The sequence below is a fragment of the Actinoallomurus sp. NPDC052274 genome (assembly GCF_040679475.1).
In the GTDB taxonomy this organism is placed as follows: Bacteria; Actinomycetota; Actinomycetes; order Streptosporangiales; family Streptosporangiaceae; genus Actinoallomurus; species Actinoallomurus liliacearum.
In genome coordinates, this window is record NZ_JBFAUT010000071.1 from 23,045 (window position 1) to 41,367 (window position 18,323).

General features: G+C 71.3%; 5 protein-coding genes. 3 read left to right on the top strand and 2 right to left on the bottom strand.

What is annotated here, in order from left to right; genetic code table 11:
* Positions 1–139: 139 nt before the first annotated feature.
* The 3 genes from AB0K82_RS38385 to AB0K82_RS38395 all read left to right on the top strand — a co-directional run bounded on the left by AB0K82_RS38385 (position 140) and on the right by AB0K82_RS38395 (position 12,793).
* Positions 140–10,849, top strand: coding sequence for a hypothetical protein (locus AB0K82_RS38385; RefSeq protein ID WP_364406770.1), 10,710 nt, complete (start codon positions 140–142; stop codon positions 10,847–10,849).
* Positions 10,850–12,019: an RICIN domain-containing protein gene (locus AB0K82_RS38390; RefSeq protein ID WP_364406773.1), complete on the top strand. Its 1,170-nt coding sequence runs from the start codon at positions 10,850–10,852 to the stop codon at positions 12,017–12,019. It abuts the gene before it with no gap.
* Positions 12,020–12,460: 441 nt separating this feature from the next.
* Entirely contained in the window at positions 12,461–12,793 is a 333-nt protein-coding gene (locus AB0K82_RS38395) for a DUF2637 domain-containing protein (protein WP_364406775.1), read from the top strand.
* 464 nt (positions 12,794–13,257) lie between these two features.
* Here AB0K82_RS38395 and AB0K82_RS38400 read toward each other — a convergent pair whose 3' ends face one another.
* Positions 13,258–14,496 carry a TIGR02679 family protein gene (locus tag AB0K82_RS38400; protein ID WP_364406777.1) on the bottom strand — a complete coding sequence of 413 codons (1,239 nt, stop codon included), beginning with the start codon at positions 14,494–14,496 and terminating at the stop codon, positions 13,258–13,260.
* Positions 14,493–18,323: TIGR02680 family protein (locus tag AB0K82_RS38405; protein ID WP_364406780.1), on the bottom strand; the 3,831-nt coding region annotated here is incomplete at its 5' end. The genes AB0K82_RS38400 and AB0K82_RS38405, both read right to left, overlap by 4 nt.

An 18,323-nucleotide genomic window follows, 5' to 3' on the forward strand; every position in this document is an offset into this window, starting at 1 on the left:
GGCCGTCTTGGTGTGCTCCGGGAGAAGGAAGGTGAATCTGGCATGACATGCGTCGATATTTGGAGAACGGGTGGAGTCTGTGCGCGCCAGAAAGACCTCTTCCTCGCCTGGCCGGGCGGTTCTTCGTGCCGGTGGGGCCGTGGCGGGAGTTCCGGCGGACGCCTCCGGGTGGCGGAGCAGCAGCCGGAGTGTCCCCGATGAGAACGGCACGAAGGCGTGTGTCCAGGTCAAAGTCGTCCCGGCGCATGTCGCGACGCGTTCCGCCGGGCAGGCCGCGATGAAGACGTTGCAGGCCCCCGCGGAGCTCGCTCCGGCGTCGTCGGTCGTGCCCGCCGTGGCGCCGGCCGGGTCCGGTAAGAGGCCGTACCGCTGGTACTCGGTCTCCTCGATCCGATCCATCCTCCGCCGGCGCACCCCCGCGCTCCGGTCCCGTCCTCCCGCCGCATCCGGCGGTCCCGCGGATGCATCCGGTACGGCGGCCGAGGCGAGCACCGGCGCGGACCGGCCGATGTCGTCCTCCACCGGTCCGACCGGGGCGCCGTCGTCCGAGTCGGCGCCCGCGGCCGCGGACGGCCGGACGCCGTCGGCGGCGGAACGGCCGGCCCGGCCGCGGGCTCCGTGGTACCTCGACAAGGACGCCCTGGGCGAGGCGACGATCACCGGCGTCGACCCGTGGTCGACCGAGGACGCCCAGCGCTGGGCCCATGAGGTCGGCAGCAGGGTCCGGCGCGCGGACGACGGTCCGGAGCTGAGCGCGGGGATCCAGCGTGGACTGCGTGAGGTCCTCGGCACCGACGACACCGGGAAGAGCGCCGAGGAGAGCATCGAGAAGTGGGAGACGCTCCTGCAGAACGGCCGGTTCCTCGTGGCCGACGGCCACCTCGTGTGGATCCGCCCGGTTCTGCGGGACGCGAGCCCGGGCGAGCAGCCGACCGGCGGCGTCCGCAGTTACGGGGTCTCCTTCGCCTCGATGTCCTCGGGCGGCAAGTCGGGCGGATCGGTCACGCGCGGCTTCGACGCACTCCTCCTGTCGTTCCTCGGCATCGGTTCGCGGGTCGCGTCGGCCGTGGTGCCCGGGCTGCCGGCGGTGACCGCGGACGCGTCCGTGAAGAAGGAGGAGGGCCATGACCGGCAGGTGATCGCGGGCCGCAAAGTGTTCGTGGCGGCGAACACCCGTTTCCGGTCGGGTCTGGGGATACGGGTGTTCGTCGACGGTGCGGAGCGCCCGAACGATGTGGTGCTGCCCCAGCGTTTCGACGTCGACCTCCCCGAGCCCTTCACGGCCCCGGACGCGCCGCGGCCGGAGGGAACGACGCCCCGGACCGGCGCGGCCGCAGGCGTGCGGCGTCCGTCGCAGGCGACCGAGACGATCAACGCGGTCGACCTGATCCCCGTCGTCGCGAACCTGCAGCGGCGCCTCCTCGGCGCCGGCCTGCCGGCCGAGTCCGTCCGTACGGTGATGGGCGAGGTCACCGAGTACGTGAACGAGAAGTCGACGCGTAACCGTAGCCGCGTGGTCCTCAGCAGCGGGGTGCCGACGAAGAAGGTGACGGTTCCGACGGGGCCACTGAGCCGGTTCGAAGGGCATTTCTCGTTCAGCGCGCAGATCGAGCGGCTGCAGTACCTCGGCGACAGCGAGGTGACGGTCCGGGAGGACTCTGGGGTCGGCCTGACGGTCAAACCGGGGCAGGAAGGTGACAGCAAGGCGGCGACGGGTTTCTCCTTCGGCATCGCCGGCCTCGACGCCGACCCCGGGGCGCACCCGCCCGACCTCGAACACGCGCAGCACGGCACGGGCAAGGGCTTCGTACGCGGGCCGTCCTTCATGACGCCCTTCTCGCGCGGCGCCGGCCATGGGCTGTCCGAGCAAGGGCTCGGCCACACGGTGCTGAACCGCGGCGGAAGGCAGTCCCGGTATCGGACGGGCCTGCACGTCGACGTCGACATTCGCTCGACGACGCACACCATCGACCCGGTCAGCACGGTCGTGGAGGCGGAGACCAGTGTGCCGAAACCGGAGGCCGCCGACTTCGAGAAGCGGATGACCGGCGCCGTGCGGACTCCGGCGGATTCGATGCCACCACCGTCGGCGTTCCGGCGGCCGCGGAATCTCAACCGTCCGATCCAGGTCGACCCCGCGCACCGGGAGCCGCTGGCGCTGGCGGCGCGCCGGGGCGTCGGCTTCGGCATGCCGGCTCTGCTGCCCGGCTCCGAACTCGTGCACCAGCAGATCCGCGCGGTCCTCGAGCAGGAGCACGACGCCGTCTCGGGCGGGAAGAAGGTGGACTGGTCGCAGGCGGACCTGGACCTGGTCACCTACTTCAGCAGGCCGGCGCTGGAGGCGGACCTGCCCGCCGTGATGGCCGGAGTGGACCATACGGTCAACGTCGGCGGGCGCGCGTACGAGATCTCGGTCCAGGCGCAGCCGAGGGAGCGGATCGGCGGAGACTCCTATCCGATGACCGTGAACGGGCGCGCGCTGCTGGCCGCGGCGACGGCCGGCCACCGCAACACCGAGATCGGAGCGGAGCTGGGCTGGGGCGGGGGTGTGCGGTTCACCTGGCCCTGGATTCGTTTCGTGCTCGGCGCCTGGAGCGCGCACGGTGGGTACTCCTACACCGCCAAGAGGGAGTTCGGGGGGAGCGCCAAGTCCTACCGGCGCACCGAGACCACCGGCCAGGTGGACGAGCACGACTACAACGTCATCTACCAGATTTCGGTGCGCCCCGCCGAACGCAGCCGGATCACCTGGTGGATCGACCGGCCGGAAGACGTCACCGCCCGGATCGTCGTCCCCGAGGAGCACCGTCCGGCCACGCCGCTCACCGCCGTCGAGCTCGAGAAGGCCGGTACGGCCGAGACCCCGGCGGCGTGGCCGGCCGACGACTTCGTCGACCTGGCGGCCGGGGGCGCGTCGGGCGTCTATCCGTCGTTCTTCGTGATCCCGGAGCTGCCGCGCCTGGCGGCCCGGCTGTACGCGGAGGCCAACGGCCTGCCGGACCGCTGGGCCGACGACCGTACGAACTGGCCGTCAGCGATCAAGGACCTCAACAAGCCGGACAAGCTCGCGCAGTACTTCCCCGTTCTGACCGGGCAGAAGGGCCGCATCGTCAGCCTGCCGCGGGGAAAGGACGGCCTGAAACAGGCCTTCCGCATCCGGCTGCGCGGCTACCGGCCGCGTCACGCCGGGGCGAGCGGGAGCACGGAGATCGAGCAGTACGCCCAGGGCACCCGCGGCCACAAGTACGGCGGCGAGCACAAGCTCAAGGGCGGCTACGGCTTCGCGGCGGGCCCTCAGCTCCGCATGGGGTCCGAGGCCGGGAAACAGGTCGTCAGCCCCGAAGACGGGCCGGAGACCGGGCACTCCGCCGGCGGTGAGCACGGGGGGAGCGTGGGCGGCCGCGTCCAGGTCACCCTTCAGGATCACGTTGGATTCACGTGGAAGAAGGAGCGGAGCGAGGCGCGCGGCCACATCGGCATCTCACGCGCGACCTACGAGGGCACGACGCACACGTACCGCACGGACCCGGTCTTCGAGGTGACGCTGATCCGGTGGAGACGGGGGTACCGGTCGAGGACGCGCCGGTATCTCCGGGTGACGGACGCGATGGACCTGCTGGTCCCCCAGCGGCGGATCTTCGATCTGGGCCTGACCGCGCCCGGCGTGACGCGGCCGGTGCCTCAGGCGCCGACGCGCCACGTTCCGCCCGGCCTGCTGCCCGGGATGTCCTATCCCGAGACCATGAACGCCGGCCAGGTCCTCGACAAGATCAAGCAGCAGCTCCGCCACCACGGAGTGCTGAAGGAGTTCTTCGAGGGAGAGGACCGCCCCAACCTTCTCGCCCGGGAGCTCGACGCGGCGTTTTCCTCCGACGCCCTGCGCAACAACTGGGGCCTGCTGACCGGATCCGGAGTCACCCGCTGGATCCCGGTGCCGCAGCCGTTCGGCGGCACGCGGTACGTGTTCGTCCGGGCGACCGCCGCGGTGGGCACCGCCACGTCACAGTCGCCGCGGCCGGAGGTGAAGCTCACCCTGCGCGATGAGGGACAGCGCGAGGAGTCCCGCGAGAAGTCGACCGCTTTCACGTACGGCGGCGGGGTCGACGTCCGCGGCCGGGTCGGGCGCAAGGGCCACGGGGAGGGCCACGGCGGCGTCGAGGCCGGCGTCGACTTCACCGCCGAGTCCTCCCACGGGACGGAGGCGCACGAGAAGACCCTGGAGATCTACCGGGCCGGCACCCGCGAAGGCTCCCTGGAGTTCGAACACCCGCTGTCGTTCAGGATCGAGGTCGGGCTCAACACCGAGCTGCCCGAGCTGCTGAACGTACCGGTGCGCGGCCTGCGGGAGGCGGTGATCGGTCTCGGCCGGCTGGCGGCCGACCCGAAGGCCGGTGACCGGTGGTACTCCCACCGGCCGTTCGTCTGGCACACCGTGATCGAGCCGGACGCCCCCGACGGAGCGACCGGTGACGTCCGGCTGCTGGTCCCGCAGAGCATCGCGATCCTCGACGCGCCGCCCGCGGGCCGCGAGCCCGCCCTCGGCGACACCCCGGCCTGGGACGCCCGCCCGCCGTGGGAGGGACAGCCCGACGAGGCGGTCGACGCCCTCGCGCGGAACCTGCATCCCTGGGGCGTCCCGTTCGCCGCCGCCGTCGAGCGCTGGGCGGCGCTGCCCTCGTCGCCGTACCGGCTCCCCGACGATCTGAGCGCCCCCGCTGCCTGGAACGTCCCCGGTCTGGACTTCACGACCATCGCGGGCCTGCGGTACCTGCACTTCACCAGTCAGCAGCTGATCCGCCCGTACATCAAGGAGTCGCTGAAGAACGCCTACGAGGTCCCGGTCGGCTCGCGGAAGACGATCGCCGGCCTGGAGATCACCGGGGCCGAGCCGATCGGGCCGCTGGACGGCACGCCGTTCAAGGGCCGGATCTACACCCAGGAGAGCGAGGCCGAGAAGGAGAAGACCGGCAGGTCCAGGGGCTTCCGCGTCCGGTTCGGCCCGGAGGGCGGCGGTGAGGTCGGCGACGCCGAGCAACTGGGGACCGGCGCGTTCGAATACGGCCGCGACGAGGCAGAAGAACAGGAAGGGGAGCTCGGCGGCACCGACGAGAGGAACAAGGAGGCCACCCGCCGGTACCGGCACTACAGGTTCGACGTCGCCGTGACCCTGACCGGCCGCCGCGGGACTCTCCGGGTGCCCGTCTCCGGCGGCATGTACGGGATGCTGCCGCTGGAACAGGGCCCGGACGGCGGCCACCGGCTGGCCGATGACCTGGAGAACACCCTGCCGCACCTGTTCGGCTCCCGTCCCGCCGACGCTCCGTTCGCTCCGCTGCCCCCGTCCACCGTCCCCATCCAGTGGCGGGACAGCAGCCGCAGCATGCCCCATGAGAATGGCACGAAGGCGTGTGTCCAGGTCGCTCTGGTTCCGGCGCGCCTCGCAACGACGAGTGTCGCCGAATATCGGAGAACCGATCGACGGGGCGACGCGCCGGCTCGTCGAGTGCCCAGCGCCCCTCTGGACCTCGTACCGGCGTCCGGGACGGCCCCCGAGGACGTCTACCCGGTGAATCCCGCAGTGCCGCGGGATCTGGTCACCCGGGTGATGCTGGCCGCCGAGGGATCGGCCGGATTCTACTGGTGGAGAGGAGACTCGAACGTCACCGCCGATGCCGACGGTGGATGGGGCATCGCCGAATTCAACAACAAGGGACTGCCCAACGACTTCGCCCGGTGGCTTCGCGGGAACGGCCCCGTACCGAAGTCGGACAGCACGATGAATTGCTGGGAGTCGCACCTCTTCACCGCGTACTGGACCGGTGCCGTCGACAAGAATTGGCTGGAAGACGTGCACCAGGAGGCGGCCCGGGCGGCGGAAGACGCATACTTCGACGCGCTCGAGTACGGGCTCGATGAACATGTCGCAGTAAGCGGCGGCCAGGATATTTACTCCCGGACCCTCTTCGAGCTCGTCGGTGACCCGTCGTCCACCCGGCAGCATCGATTCGATCCGGACACCGGGCTCGTGGAGCCCGAGATCCCTCCGGGTCATTGGGTGCTCTTCGATGGCTCCAAGCATGTCGCGCTCGGTTCCGCGGCACGTGACGAGCGGGGCCGCCAGGTGGTCCTGAGCCATTGGGAACATCCCCCACTGGGCGAATCGGCGGAAGACCTGTACGAGGAGGAGTCCGGCACGGCAGGAGGACCGGACCCCTATCACGTCAAGGTGTGGCCCGACCATCTGCAGCCGGTCTCCCTGGCGGAACTGCTGCTCGAGAACTTCGATTCGGACGTGCGGATCGAGTCGGTCGCACCGGCGTGGGCGGGCCCGGACCTCGCCGGCGGTACCGCGCGCAGAGACCTCGCCGCCGCCGTCGCTCCGGCGACCGCCCAGGTGACGCCCGTCGCCGAGCCGGGCAGGCGGGTCGCCACTCCGGCGAGTCCGGACCAGTGGGCGCATCGCCGGTCCGAGGCGCCGGTGCTGCGGATCGCCGAGGAGCGGTCCACCCCTGATGGGACGGAGACCCGGATGCGGGGGAATGTGCGGCGCATTCAGGCGGACACCGGCCAGTGGGTGCGCCACCACACGGTGGTGTCTCCCGTACGGCCGTTGTTCGGAGTCCCGGCGGAGGAGGTCACGGAGATCGAGGCCTCCCTGCAGCGGGCGCTGGATCGGTACGTCAACCAGGGGTATGAGCTCCCGGAGTCCAAGGACCAGTTGCACGTCGAGGTGGAACTGGTCATCGATTCGGAGCACCCGGAGGCCGTCGAGCTGCGGCCCGGCCGGACCAGCGACGCTCCCGACCTGGACCTGCGCGGACCGGACGCGCTGCATTGGGGAACGAAGGATTTCACGGCGGCCCTGCTCAGCCTGGTCCTCAATCGCCTGGGACTGCCGTATGAGCATGGGGACCCGTCGTCGTCCGGGCGGGGCGACGCAGACGGGATCATGGCCGGCGGTGTCTTCGACCCGTCTCAGCCGATGCCGCAGCGGTACCTGCGGGCCATCGAGTCGCTGATCGATGCCGGGGCGGTGCCCGAGAGCCCGGCCGCGGACGTCGAGGACAGGGCCGAGCCGGAGGTACGCCCGTGGCCGCCCACCGCGCCGCGCGTGGACCGGGCCCCCCGGTTCGACCTCGTTCCGCTCCTGGTCGACGCGGCCGGCAGCCACCTGGGCGTCGCGCGCGCTCACCAGGGCGTCATCCGCCACATCCGGCAGCGGACCGGCGGCGGCCGACCGGTCGTTCTCACGACCGACGAGAAGGCCCGGGCCGTCCAGGCCCACCAGGCGGTGCTGCGCTGGGCCGTACGGACCATGAACGCCGACCTGGCCGCGATACGGCAGACCGACCCGGCCGTAGAAACGCCCCGCGCCCTCGAGCACTACGAACTCCGGCTCGGCCGCCCCATCACCGGCCCGGTCGAGTCCGTCCAGCAGGCCACCACCGAGATCATCAACACGGTCAACGCCCTGCACGCCCAGCGGCCGGACGACCCGACCGGCGCGCCCGCGATCCTTCCCCCAGAAGCCGCGGTGCAGGCCCTGGACCCGGTGACCGTGGGGCGCGACGTCGCCCTCGCGCTGGACGCGCGGGTACGGGTCGACGTGATCCGCCTCGACGGCACCATGCGGCAGACGTGGATCGACCCCGACGGGCGGACGTCCTCCTTCGACCCGGCCTCGACGCGTACGGACCCCGGCGCCGAGGAAGCGGTGTGGGTGTCCGACCCCATGACCTCCCGGCGCCGGTTCTTCACCGCGGCCGTGGCCGACACGCACGACCTGCTCACGCCGGTCCAGCGCGCCGAGTCGGATGTCCACGACCTCACCTACAACGACCTGGGGCGGCTGTACCGGACCGCGCACGGCCGGCGGCAGACGTTCGAGCAGGCGTTCACCACCGAGATCGCCGAACGCTCCCGGCGACTGGCCTCGCTGCACCCGGCACTGCCGGAGCTCCTGCGTCGCGCCGCCGAGGCCCACGCCTTCTCACGCCAGGAGGCGGAGGGGCTGCGGCGACGCCAGAACGACGACGATCCGTTCGGCGTGGTCCTGCACCTGTCCGAGCAGGTACGCCGCGCGCAGTGGAACGAGGAGAGCGCCGCGCAGATCCTGGGCTGGCTCCGGGACGCTGCACGCGGCGGACCCGCCGACCGAACCTGGACCGAGGACGACGTACGCGCGATCGCCACTCGGCTCGACCAGATGACCCTGGCCGCGCCCCCCACCCCGGCGACACCGCCGGACCGGCGCCTCGCCGACCCGGCGCAGCCCCCGGATGACACGGTGTGGCTCGGAGAGACCGATCCTCCGAGGGCGCCCGCCCCGGCGGACGCTCCTCCGGAAACATCTTCGACTCCCGAGCCCGCTGAGCCGGAGCCTCCGGCGACCGACAGCCTGGTGGCCCGGAGCGAAACGATGGGCCGGAGCGAAACGGTGGCCGTCCCCGAGGCGGAGGAGGGGGGACCCACCGCCCCTCAGGCGATGACGCTCACACGGATGGGGCTGAACGTGATCCCCGTGGCCGCGATGGGCGACGAACTCGTCAACGCCCTGGGCGCCGTGGCGCCCGCCGAGACCGCCGCCGTCGGCAACGGCAGGCCGCCGACGCCGGGAGAGCTGCGGACTCACCTCGCGGACGCGCTCACCGCCGACCTCCGGCAGGCCCCGGGCGAACGGCGGTTGTGGCCGGCGCTCGACGCGCACCTCTCGGTTCCGCGCGAGGCGGGAGCGACCGACGGAGCCGGGCCCGCCCATGGCGGCCACGGCCCGACGGACGATCGGCGCCGCGCCGCGACGACCGGGATCACCGCACCGGACGGCACGGACGAGGCGGCCGGCCTGATGCTCGCCGCGGCGGCCGTCGTCCTGGGGCTGCGCATCACCGTCGTGCCGCCGGACGGCGTCCCCCGCGAGTTCGGTCCCTCGTCCGGTCGGCGGGTCGTGCTCGTACGGCTCGCGGCACCGGGACCGCACACCGGGTCCTGGGCGGCGACCGAACCGATCGCGGGCCCCGGTCCGGCATCGGCCCAGGCGCCGCCGGCGCGGACCTCGGACGTACGGCTCGCACCGCCGCGAACGCAGGTCCCGGCGACGCCGGCGGCGGCAGGTCGCGCGGAGGATTCGTCCGCGCCGCCTGACGGGAGTTCCCGTACGGGTGACGGCGGGGCGCCGATCGCCAATCTCGGCGTCGATCCCATCGGGGCGGAGGTCCACCGGAGGGCCGATGGTGGCCGAGGCTCCGGTGACGAGGCCCCCACGTCGAGAAGAGAGCCGGCCCGACCGATCCAGCCGGCGTCGGCCACCGGCCCGGCCGGCGAACCGCCGCTTTCTCCCTCGCTGAGCGCCAAGTTCGGGCTGGAACTGGAGTTGCTGCGGGTCACGGTTCCGCTGTACTCCCGGGGCGAGGTCCTGCTCGAAGGCGATGGGTGGCGGTTGGAGACCGATCGCGTTCCGGGCTCGAGCCGCTCCAGTCTCGAATTCGTGCTGGCCCCGATGGTGGACCTGCGCGATGTCATGACCGCGATCCTCCAAATCGTCGGCGTGGTCGCGAAGATGAGAGAGCTCGCGTTGGGCGCGCCGACGAGGACCTTCCCGCTCTCGGCCGCGTTGGGTGGATCGGCTCGGCCTGTCGCTCTCCGGAAGGAGACGGACGTATCGGCGGAGGACGTGCGTTTCAACGTGCGGCTCCAGGCCACCTACGGCATACGCCTGGCGGACCTCGACGAGGCCATCGGTCAAGTGCTCAGTGCCAAACAGGCGACGGCCATACGGCGGGCGGCGCACTCGGTGCACGAATTCTATGAGCGCAGATATTCCAGGTCGCTGTCGGACAGGTCGCGTGGGTTCATCACGCTGATCGCGATGTACCTCGAGCGCGCGAAGGGGGGAACCTTCGGGGGGACCGTCCATGTCCTCTTCAGGTTGATGGCCCGGAGCGACTTCGCCTCCATCTTCGAAAAGTTGCTCGATTCGTCCGACCGGCAAGAGATGTCCCGACTTCTACTCAGGCAGTCGAATCAGGATGTTCCAGGGCTCATGGCGGCGCTTGGGTACAGCGCTTCGGATCCGGTCTTCAAGAAGCCCTACGTGGTGAACACCCGAACGAAGGCCAAGACGGACGGGCCTCGGATCATCGACTGGTTGGCCTCGATCGTGCACGGTCGCGGTGAGGGTGTGCTGAGGAAGGATCTGTTGTCCCCTCCTCCGGGCCACCCCCTTCACTCCGGCGATCTGGACTCCGACTACGGCATGGGCGCGATGGGGGTCGACGAGGAGAACGGCATGGTGCTGTTCGAGGTTCGCGGAGCTCCCTATCGTCCCGACTCCATACCGTTGAACAATCGGATGGCCTACGCCGTGGCCCGGGAATACGCGCATGCAACGCACTACAACCCGTCGCTGATTCCCGATCGCTTCGCCGCCTGGCCACAGCCTCTCGCCGTCGAGTCCGCCGACCGGCTCAATCAGGTGTGGACGGAGCTTTCCGGTTTCCAGGAACTGATGATGAAGCGCGGCCCGCGACTGACCGCCAAGGAATGGCGGATGATCGTTGCAGGTCACCTAACGGGCTCGCGGGAAAGCGTTCGTGAGATCAAGGCCGGGCCATTGCCTCAGATCGTGCAGTCACTTCTGCCGCGACTCGAGGATTTGGAAAGAACATTGCAGGGATTCATGGACATCTCTGCTCCGGTCGAGGCGCCGGACCGGTTCATGGCGCTGATGTCGGAGTTCCCGGCGGCGATGGCGAGAGTCGAGGAGGTGCTTTGGAATGCGGAGAACCGGTTGTCCGATGAGATGACCGCCCTCTACGGGATCCCCCAACTAACAGTGAGCAAGGAAGAGTAGATGAGCGAGCAGAACGAAACGGAGCGGCAGCGCCAGGAGCGCGCGAAGCTCGTCAGCGCCTTCAACAAGCGCGCGTGGCAGCCCAGCGAGCAGCCCCAGCTCGCTCCGCGCGTCCTGGCGGGAGGCGCCGCGCTGATCGTCGTCGCCGGGACGGTGTTCGGCATCGGGGCGTTGAGCTCCTACAGCCACAAGAAGGCCGCCGAGGAACACGCGCGGCAGGTGGCGCTCTCGACGGGCCAGAACCCGGCCGCGCAGAACCGGACCGTCGGCGAGACGGCCCAGACGGTCGCCCCGCAGGGCGGCACTCCGCAACAGACCGCCGCGCCGCAGCAGGGCGGCGGGACCAGGCCGGGCCGGCAGACCGCGCACAACGCGCTTCCCCAGGCCGCCGGACCGGTGAAGAAGGACCCGAAGAACGCCGCCGCTTCGCCACCGGCGTCGGCGCCGACGGCCACGGCCCCCGGCACCACCACCGCCGCCGCGAACGCCGCGCCGTCGGACGACCGAGCGGCACGGAGACTGCAGCTGTTGGCCGCGCAGCAGGGCGGCGAGACGGCCCCGTACATCGCGCCGCGGCCGGCGAAGAGCAGCGCTCCATCGCCGACGTCGGCGTCTCCGAAGGCCGTCCACTCGAGGCGCAGCACGCCCCGTACGGCCCCCGGCAACGCGGCGGCGCTCCCGAACAACGCGGGGTCCTCGGCGGCCTCCGGCGTTCTGCTCAAGAACGTGATGACCGGGATGTGCGTCGACGTCCCCGGCTTCGGCAAGGGAACGATCGACGGGAAGGTGCAGCAGCACACGTGTGACGGATCGTCCGCCGACAACCAGCGGTGGGACCTGGTGGTCGGTCAGAAGGGTGCCGGCCCGAACGGCGCCGACCTGTTCACCATCCGTAACACCAAGGACGGCTACTGCCTCGACCTGCCGGACTACGGGACCGTGGACAAGGGCGACGTGACCGAGTGGTACTGCGACCCGGGGCCCGGTGACAACCAGATGTGGTACCTGGAGCGCAAGTCGTCGGGCGCATACTGGATCCGGAACGTCAAGACCCCGGGCGACCAGTGCCTCGATGTGGCCGGCCTGAACGGCTCCGGCGGGCAGGACGCCAAGCTGACCACCTTCCCCTGCAGCCTCCAGGACGACCACCTGTGGACCTTCGTCCGGTGAATCGGGCTTCCGTGGCCGCGGTGAACCGCTGATCAGGAGACAGAACGCACGAAGGCGTACCTCCCGCAGGGGAGAGGACCCTCCGGGAGGTACGCCCGCCGTGGCCGCCGCCATCGCGGCAGGCCGGATCGGTGACCCCGCTCAGGGAACCGAATCGCCGCCCCGGTAGCGGCGCATGAGCGACCCAAAGAGAAAGGCCGAGGTCTACCGCACCCTCGGCTTCGTGATGACGGAGGCGGCGGTGGGGGTGCGTGGGGCGAAGCCCCCTGCCGCGGGGGTCCGGGGGTCGCCTCCCGGGTGGAATGGCGAGGGCCAGCGGGGAGGAAGCGAAGCTTCCGACCACACTGGCCCCGGTCCGAAGTGTCCGAGGCCGTACTGGAGCCGAACGCACATCCTCTCGCCCTCACCCACTCATTTCTGCTGGGAAGCAGGTGAGCGGCGATGCGAAATCACCGTACCTGGAATGGCTCGGCCGACGTCTGCATTCGCCGTATCACCACGGTCAGTGTGGTGTTCCTCGCGCTGATCGCGGCGGTGGTGAGCTTCGGCCACATGCACGAACTCGCGCTCCGGCACGGTGAGACGTCGCTGAACGCGACGCTGATCCCGCTGAGCGTCGATGGGATGGTCGTCGCGTCATCGATGTCCGTGCTACTGGCGGGCAGGACCGGTGTTGGCGCCCCATGGTTGTCGTGGACGCTTCTCATTGTCGGGAGCCTGGCGAGCCTGGCCGCCATGTCGAGGTCGCCGAGCCTACGGTGGTCGGCCGGGTGATCGCCGCGTGGCCCTCGTTCGCCTTCGTCGGGGCCTATCACCTTCTGCAGGGGCAGCTACGGATGCGGCTGTTGGATCCAGTCGATCACGACGCCCCGGTCGTGAAAGATGCAGGATCTGCACCGGTGGCGACCGAGCCCGTACCGGAGGATCTTGGAAACGACGGCTTGCCGGTGTCCGGTCTCCGCAGGCGCTTGCAGTTGGAGGCCTGGCAGTGGGCCCTTGCGTACCGGGCGGAGAACGGTGAGCTACCCGGTGGCGCGGCGATCGGGCGACGGTTCGAGCGAAGTCCCCGGTGGGGGCGCCTGGTCAAGAACGCCGGCCTCGCCGGTTCACTCACCTCCTTTCCGAAAGCCGATAACTCACCCGCCCAGGTTGTGCGGTGACCGGTCACGCTGGCGGCGGGGCGTGGCCCGGGAGATCACCCGGACCTGAATCGGTGTGCGTACGGCGATCGGGAGGGTCTAGCCGGCGGCCTCGGCCAGGTCCGCGAGCAGATCGCCTAGGACGAGTTCCTCTTCCACCCGGACCGTGCGTTCTGCCATGGCCGTGGCCAGGGCGGGGTCCCAGGGGGTCGGGCGCGGCCGGCCGGTCAAGGGGGCCGTGGAGGTGGCCGACAGGTAGGCGGCCGCGTCGAAGCGCCATGGACGCCATGCGAAACGCTCGCGGACGGCGGTGGCGATGGCGATTCCGCCCCAGTCGAAATCGCCGTGGTAGGCAAAGGCGGAGCCTCCCCGGTGGAGCAGATCGAGCAGTTGCCAAGCGGCCGCCGATGGCCGTCCGCCCACGCAGACCAGCGGTGGGCACTCCGGGCCGAGGGCTTCGGCCGCTGCGGCGACGACCACGGGGTTCTCGCAGATTCGGACCAACCCGGTACGGATGGGCCCCGGATGGCGGCGGAGCATGCGCAGTGTGAGGGTGATCGGCTCGCCCGCGTCTTTCGCCGCTTCGAGCATGCGTCCGTGCGGTGTCCTCTGGTCTCCGGTGAGACCGAGGCAGAGGACGAGCGAGGACAGATCGTCCAGGTGGACACCGACGTTCGCCCACGCTCGCCGGCGGGATTCGGCCGTCCCCTCCGAACGGTAGGGGAGGCCGCCCAGGGCACGGGCCGCCGAGAGGGCGAGGGTGGCCAGTGCGGATCCCTCATCAAGGGCGTGTGCGTCACCGCAGGTCTCGGCGGCGAGCTGGCCGAGGGGGATGCCAGGGGAGGGGATGCGGTCGAGAACGGCGGCAAGCCGGTCCAGGACGTCCTTGGCGTCGCCGGGACCGGTGGTGAGGCGGCGGACCGATCCGGTGCCGTCCAGCCAGGCTCGCCAGTCGGTCAAGTCGGGACGGCCGGCGATGACCGCGTCGAGCCGCACGTGGGCCTTCTCCCAGGCGGCGGCCGTATCGGCGTTCTCACGCGCCAGGTCACGGATGGGGCCGCCGAGGAGTTCGACCGCGGACGCAAGGCCGTCGGGGCAGGCACCGCGGCGCAGGACGCGGTCGACCTCGTCGAGGGAGACAGAGAGCGAGGCGCCGCTGCCGGCCCGTCGGCCCAGCAGCTTCTCGATCGCGCGACGCTGGTCCGGCGCCGCGTTGGCCAGCGTGGTCGTTCCGGTGAGTGGAGCGCCGCGTTCGAGACGGTGGCGGGCCCGGGCGAGCAGCCATTCGGTGTCCGGCCCACCCAGGAGCCGCCGCAGCCGGTCGAGGTCAGCCGTCATGCGAACAGCCCGTCCTGCGAGGGATCACCGGCTTCAGGCCGGGGGAACGGATCGGGCCGGGGAGTACGGTCGCGTTCCCGGCCGTTCCACCGCCAAGGAGTGACGAGGACCGCGTCGATGCCGTCGCGACGGGAGAGCTGGCAGATGGCCAGACCGGGCACTGAGGGGTAACACCCCCATTCGCGTTCGCTGGTCATGACGACGTCCATGTCGAAGGTCGCCAACAGGCCGAGGCACTTGGCGCGCGAGTCGTCGTCCACACCCGCGAACGCCTCATCCAGTGCCACCAGCCGGGGTGCGTAGGGGGTGGCAGCGGACTTGTAATGGGCCGACGCCGCGGCGAACAGCGGCACGGACGCGGCGAGCACGCGTTCGCCGCCGGAGGCCGGGCCCGTCGCCGGGCGCCACTGGCCGTCCTGAAGGCGCTGGATCGAGAACTCGTGCCAGGCGCGGTAGTCCAGCGCCCGGGTCAGCGCCTCGGTCCATCCGGCGGCGGGGTTGTCGGCGTGCTCTTGGGCGATCCGTTCCTGCAGGAACGCGCCCACGGCCGTGCGGTCCTCTGCCGACCAGGCATCGACGGTCTGCCGCAGTGTCGCGCGGATGCGGCCGAGGCCGTCGGGGGCGTTCTTGGCCTGGTTCCACATCAGGCGTAGCCGCATGCCGGTCGAGGTCGGGCGGGCGCTCAACTCGGCGTTCATCGCGGACACCTCCTCCTCGGCGGCGGTGATCCGCTCGTGGAGTTCGCCCGAGACCTCGTTGAGGAGGTGATTCTCCAGGATCTCGCGTTCTCTGGCCGACAGAAGCCGGGCGCGCTGCCCGGTCTCCTCCGCCAGCGCGTCGGCCAGGCCGGGAATGTCGCGGGTGCGCCCCTGGAACAGCACGTCCACGACCATGATGCCGTCGTGCAGGGTCAACCCGACCGAGTGGCCGTGCCGGGACATGGCGTCCGACAGCAACTTGTGCTCCTCGGCCACCTTCCGCTGACTGCGTTCCCATGGGCCATCGGAGTCGTCGACGGTCTCGAGCCGGGCGTTGACCTCCCGGGCGAGCTGTACGGCGGGGTTGGCCGCCCACTCGGTGGCGGGGTCGGGGGTCGTGATTTCGGGCAGCGCGACGGCGAGCAGACCGGTGGCGGCGAACGACCGGAACTCGGCGACCGCGGCGTCGCGGGCGGTCGCCGCTTCGCGGATGGCCTCGCGTAGCCGGTCGCGGGCCTCCTCCGCCTTGGCGCGTTCGGCGACGGCATTCCGCTCGCGTTCGGCGGCGGTCCGTTCGGCCGACTCGCGGGCATCGAGATCCTGGTGCACTGTTTCGAGCTGCCGGAACAGCTCTTCGACGGCGGCGCCTGCGGTCTCCACCAGGGCCCGGTAGGTCTCCTCGGCCTGCTCCGCTTCGCCGCGGGCGACCGTGGCCAGCTCGGCGGCCTCGTACAGCCGGGTCTGGGCGCTTTGCAGGTCGTCCGTGGCTTCGCGCAGTGCCTGGCGGGCGGACAGCACCGACTCGGCGGCCGGCCACAGTCCGGCCAATGCCAGCCGGTAATCGTCCAGTGCTGAGCGGACGATCCGCAGCTCCTCCTCATCGGCCGGCAGGCCGACATCGGCGGCGAATTCGGCGGCGTGCTCCGTGGCCGTGTCCACCTCGGCCTGCCGACGGGCCACGACACCGCGGGCCTCGGCGAGCGCGGTGTCCACTTCACGGCGTCGCCGGTGCTCCTCGGCGAGCCGGACATGCGCCTCGCGCAGTGCGGTGTCCTGAGGGAGCCTCCGGTGTTCGTCGGCCAGTGTCCGCTGGCGCGCCGTCAATGCCGTCAGGTCCCGTTCGAGGCCGGCGACGCGGTCGCCGACATGGGCGAGTTCGGTGCGCAGACGTTCCAGCCGAGCCCGCCGGGCCGCCTCGCGGGCTCCCTCCCCGATGTACGCGGCGGTGTCCTTGCGCCACGTTCCCCCCAGAACGCCATTGACCCAGCGGCCGTCCGCCGTGACCCAGGTGCGCGTGCCGGGACCGAGGCCGATCCGGGTGAGGACGGCTCGTACGACCTCGTCGCTGAGGGCGGCGGCCTGAGGGTCGGCACGGTCGACGGCGGGATGGAGCACGGTCGCGCACGAGGGGCCGTCGACGGGGGCGCCGGACAGGACGAATGTGTCGTCCTCGGCCAGCAACTCGCCTCGTGGCGTCACCCAGGCGTCGAGGACGCCTGAGGCCTCCAGCGCCGCCTCGAGACCGGCTCGCTGTTCGTCGGGGAGCGGGCCGGAGAAGTCGACGACCTTCCACAGCGGTGCACCGGGCCGGTCGGTACGCGTCGCGGCGTCGCGAGTGTGGGGGACGGGCGGGACGTCGTGCACACCCGACTCGAGCCGGGAGATCTCCGTCTCCAGCTCTGTGGCCTTCTGCCGTTCGGCGCGCAGGCGGGAATCGAGGTCGGCTTCAAGCCGCCCCAGCGCGGTGGTGGCCGCACGCGCGGCGTCGTCCACGGCCATCGCCGCCGGGTTGGTTCTTGCGGCCGTCTGCGCCCACGATTCCAGCGCGGCCATGATCGCGTCCGGGTCCCCGACCTCGATCTCGGTCAGTTCGGTCAGATAACGCAGGTAGTCCGCGACGAGGCCCGCGGCGCCCTCACGCGTCGCGTCCTCGGCGGCCGAGATCCGCTCGGCGGCGGCGCGCAACTCGCCGTCCAGGCGCTCGACCTCCTCACGGGCCTTCCCCAGCCGGATCCGGGCCTGCTCGAGCCCGGCCAGCAGCCGATCGAGCTCGGCGACGGCACGGGACCTGTTCACGGCCAGCGCCTCGGTGCCCCGGCGCGCGGCGGCCGGGTCGGCCTCCCACCGGACGGTGATCTCTTCGTGTTCGTCGGCGCACCGTGCCGCCCGTGCCGCTCCTGCCGCCTGCTCCTGCATCGCGTCCAGCGTCCGGACGGCCTCGTCGCGGCGCCACCGCGTGGTGTCGGCGGCGGATCGGCGGCGGTCGGCCTCGGCGGTCTTCTCCCGGTGCTCGCGTTCGAGCCGGGCCGCGTGGTCGGCTCGGCGCCGAGCGTCCTGGCCCATCTGCTCGATTCGTTCGGCGTCGCGCATCCGCGGGCTGGCCTGCAGCGCCTCCCTGCGGGCCTCCAGACGCCGTTTCGTCTCGGCGAGCTCCCCCAAGAGCCGCCCTGCCGCCTCCAGCTCGGCCTGCGCTGCGGTGTACCGGCCTTCGGCTTCGCCGAACTCCCGGCCCAACCGCTCGTACCTGCTGTGAGTCTGCCGTGGCGCGGCCGCCCGGCGTTTGGCGGCGATCGCGGCGTATCGGCGGTAGTGGCCGAGAAAGTCGGTTGCCGCCCCACGTGCCTCCTCGAGGGCGCGCAACGCGTCGCGCTCCTCGTCCAGGCCACGGAAGGCCTCGGCCACCGTACCGATCAGCGTGGGGCTGAGCGGCGGCAGCGCCTCGGTCAAGGCCCGCGACATCAGCCGCTCGTCGGGTTTCTTCGACAGTTGGGGAGCACGAAGCTGGATCAGCAGATTGACCAGCGCCTCGTACCGATGCTCGCCGAGCCCGAACAGCGCCTCGTCGACGGCCCGGCGGTAGTCGGACGCCCTGTCATAGACCATCCCGTGCCCTTCGACCGCCTCCCGCAGCTTCTCGCGGGTGAGCGCGACCCCGGTCGGTGAGACCAGGCCGAGCCCCGTACCCACCCGCTGTGAGGTGACGAAGAACCAGTGGCGCGCGATGCCCCGCCCGGTGACGGCCTTCATCCCGCATCCGATCGTCCGGAACTCGGTCCTGCCGTCGGCGGCGCGGCGGCCGAACTCGAGCCAGGTGTAGCCGAGCCGCTCGGGGTGGGGATGCCTGCCGCC

Bases quoted from the DNA above. Each gene is read 5' to 3' on its own strand.
- AB0K82_RS38395 (WP_364406775.1), top strand. From the start codon at position 12,461: ATGCGAAATCACCGTACCTGGAATGGCTCGGCCGACGTCTGCATTCGC.
- AB0K82_RS38400 (WP_364406777.1), bottom strand. From the start codon at position 14,496: ATGACGGCTGACCTCGACCGGCTGCGGCGGCTCCTGGGTGGGCCGGAC.
- AB0K82_RS38390 (WP_364406773.1), top strand. From the start codon at position 10,850: ATGAGCGAGCAGAACGAAACGGAGCGGCAGCGCCAGGAGCGCGCGAAG.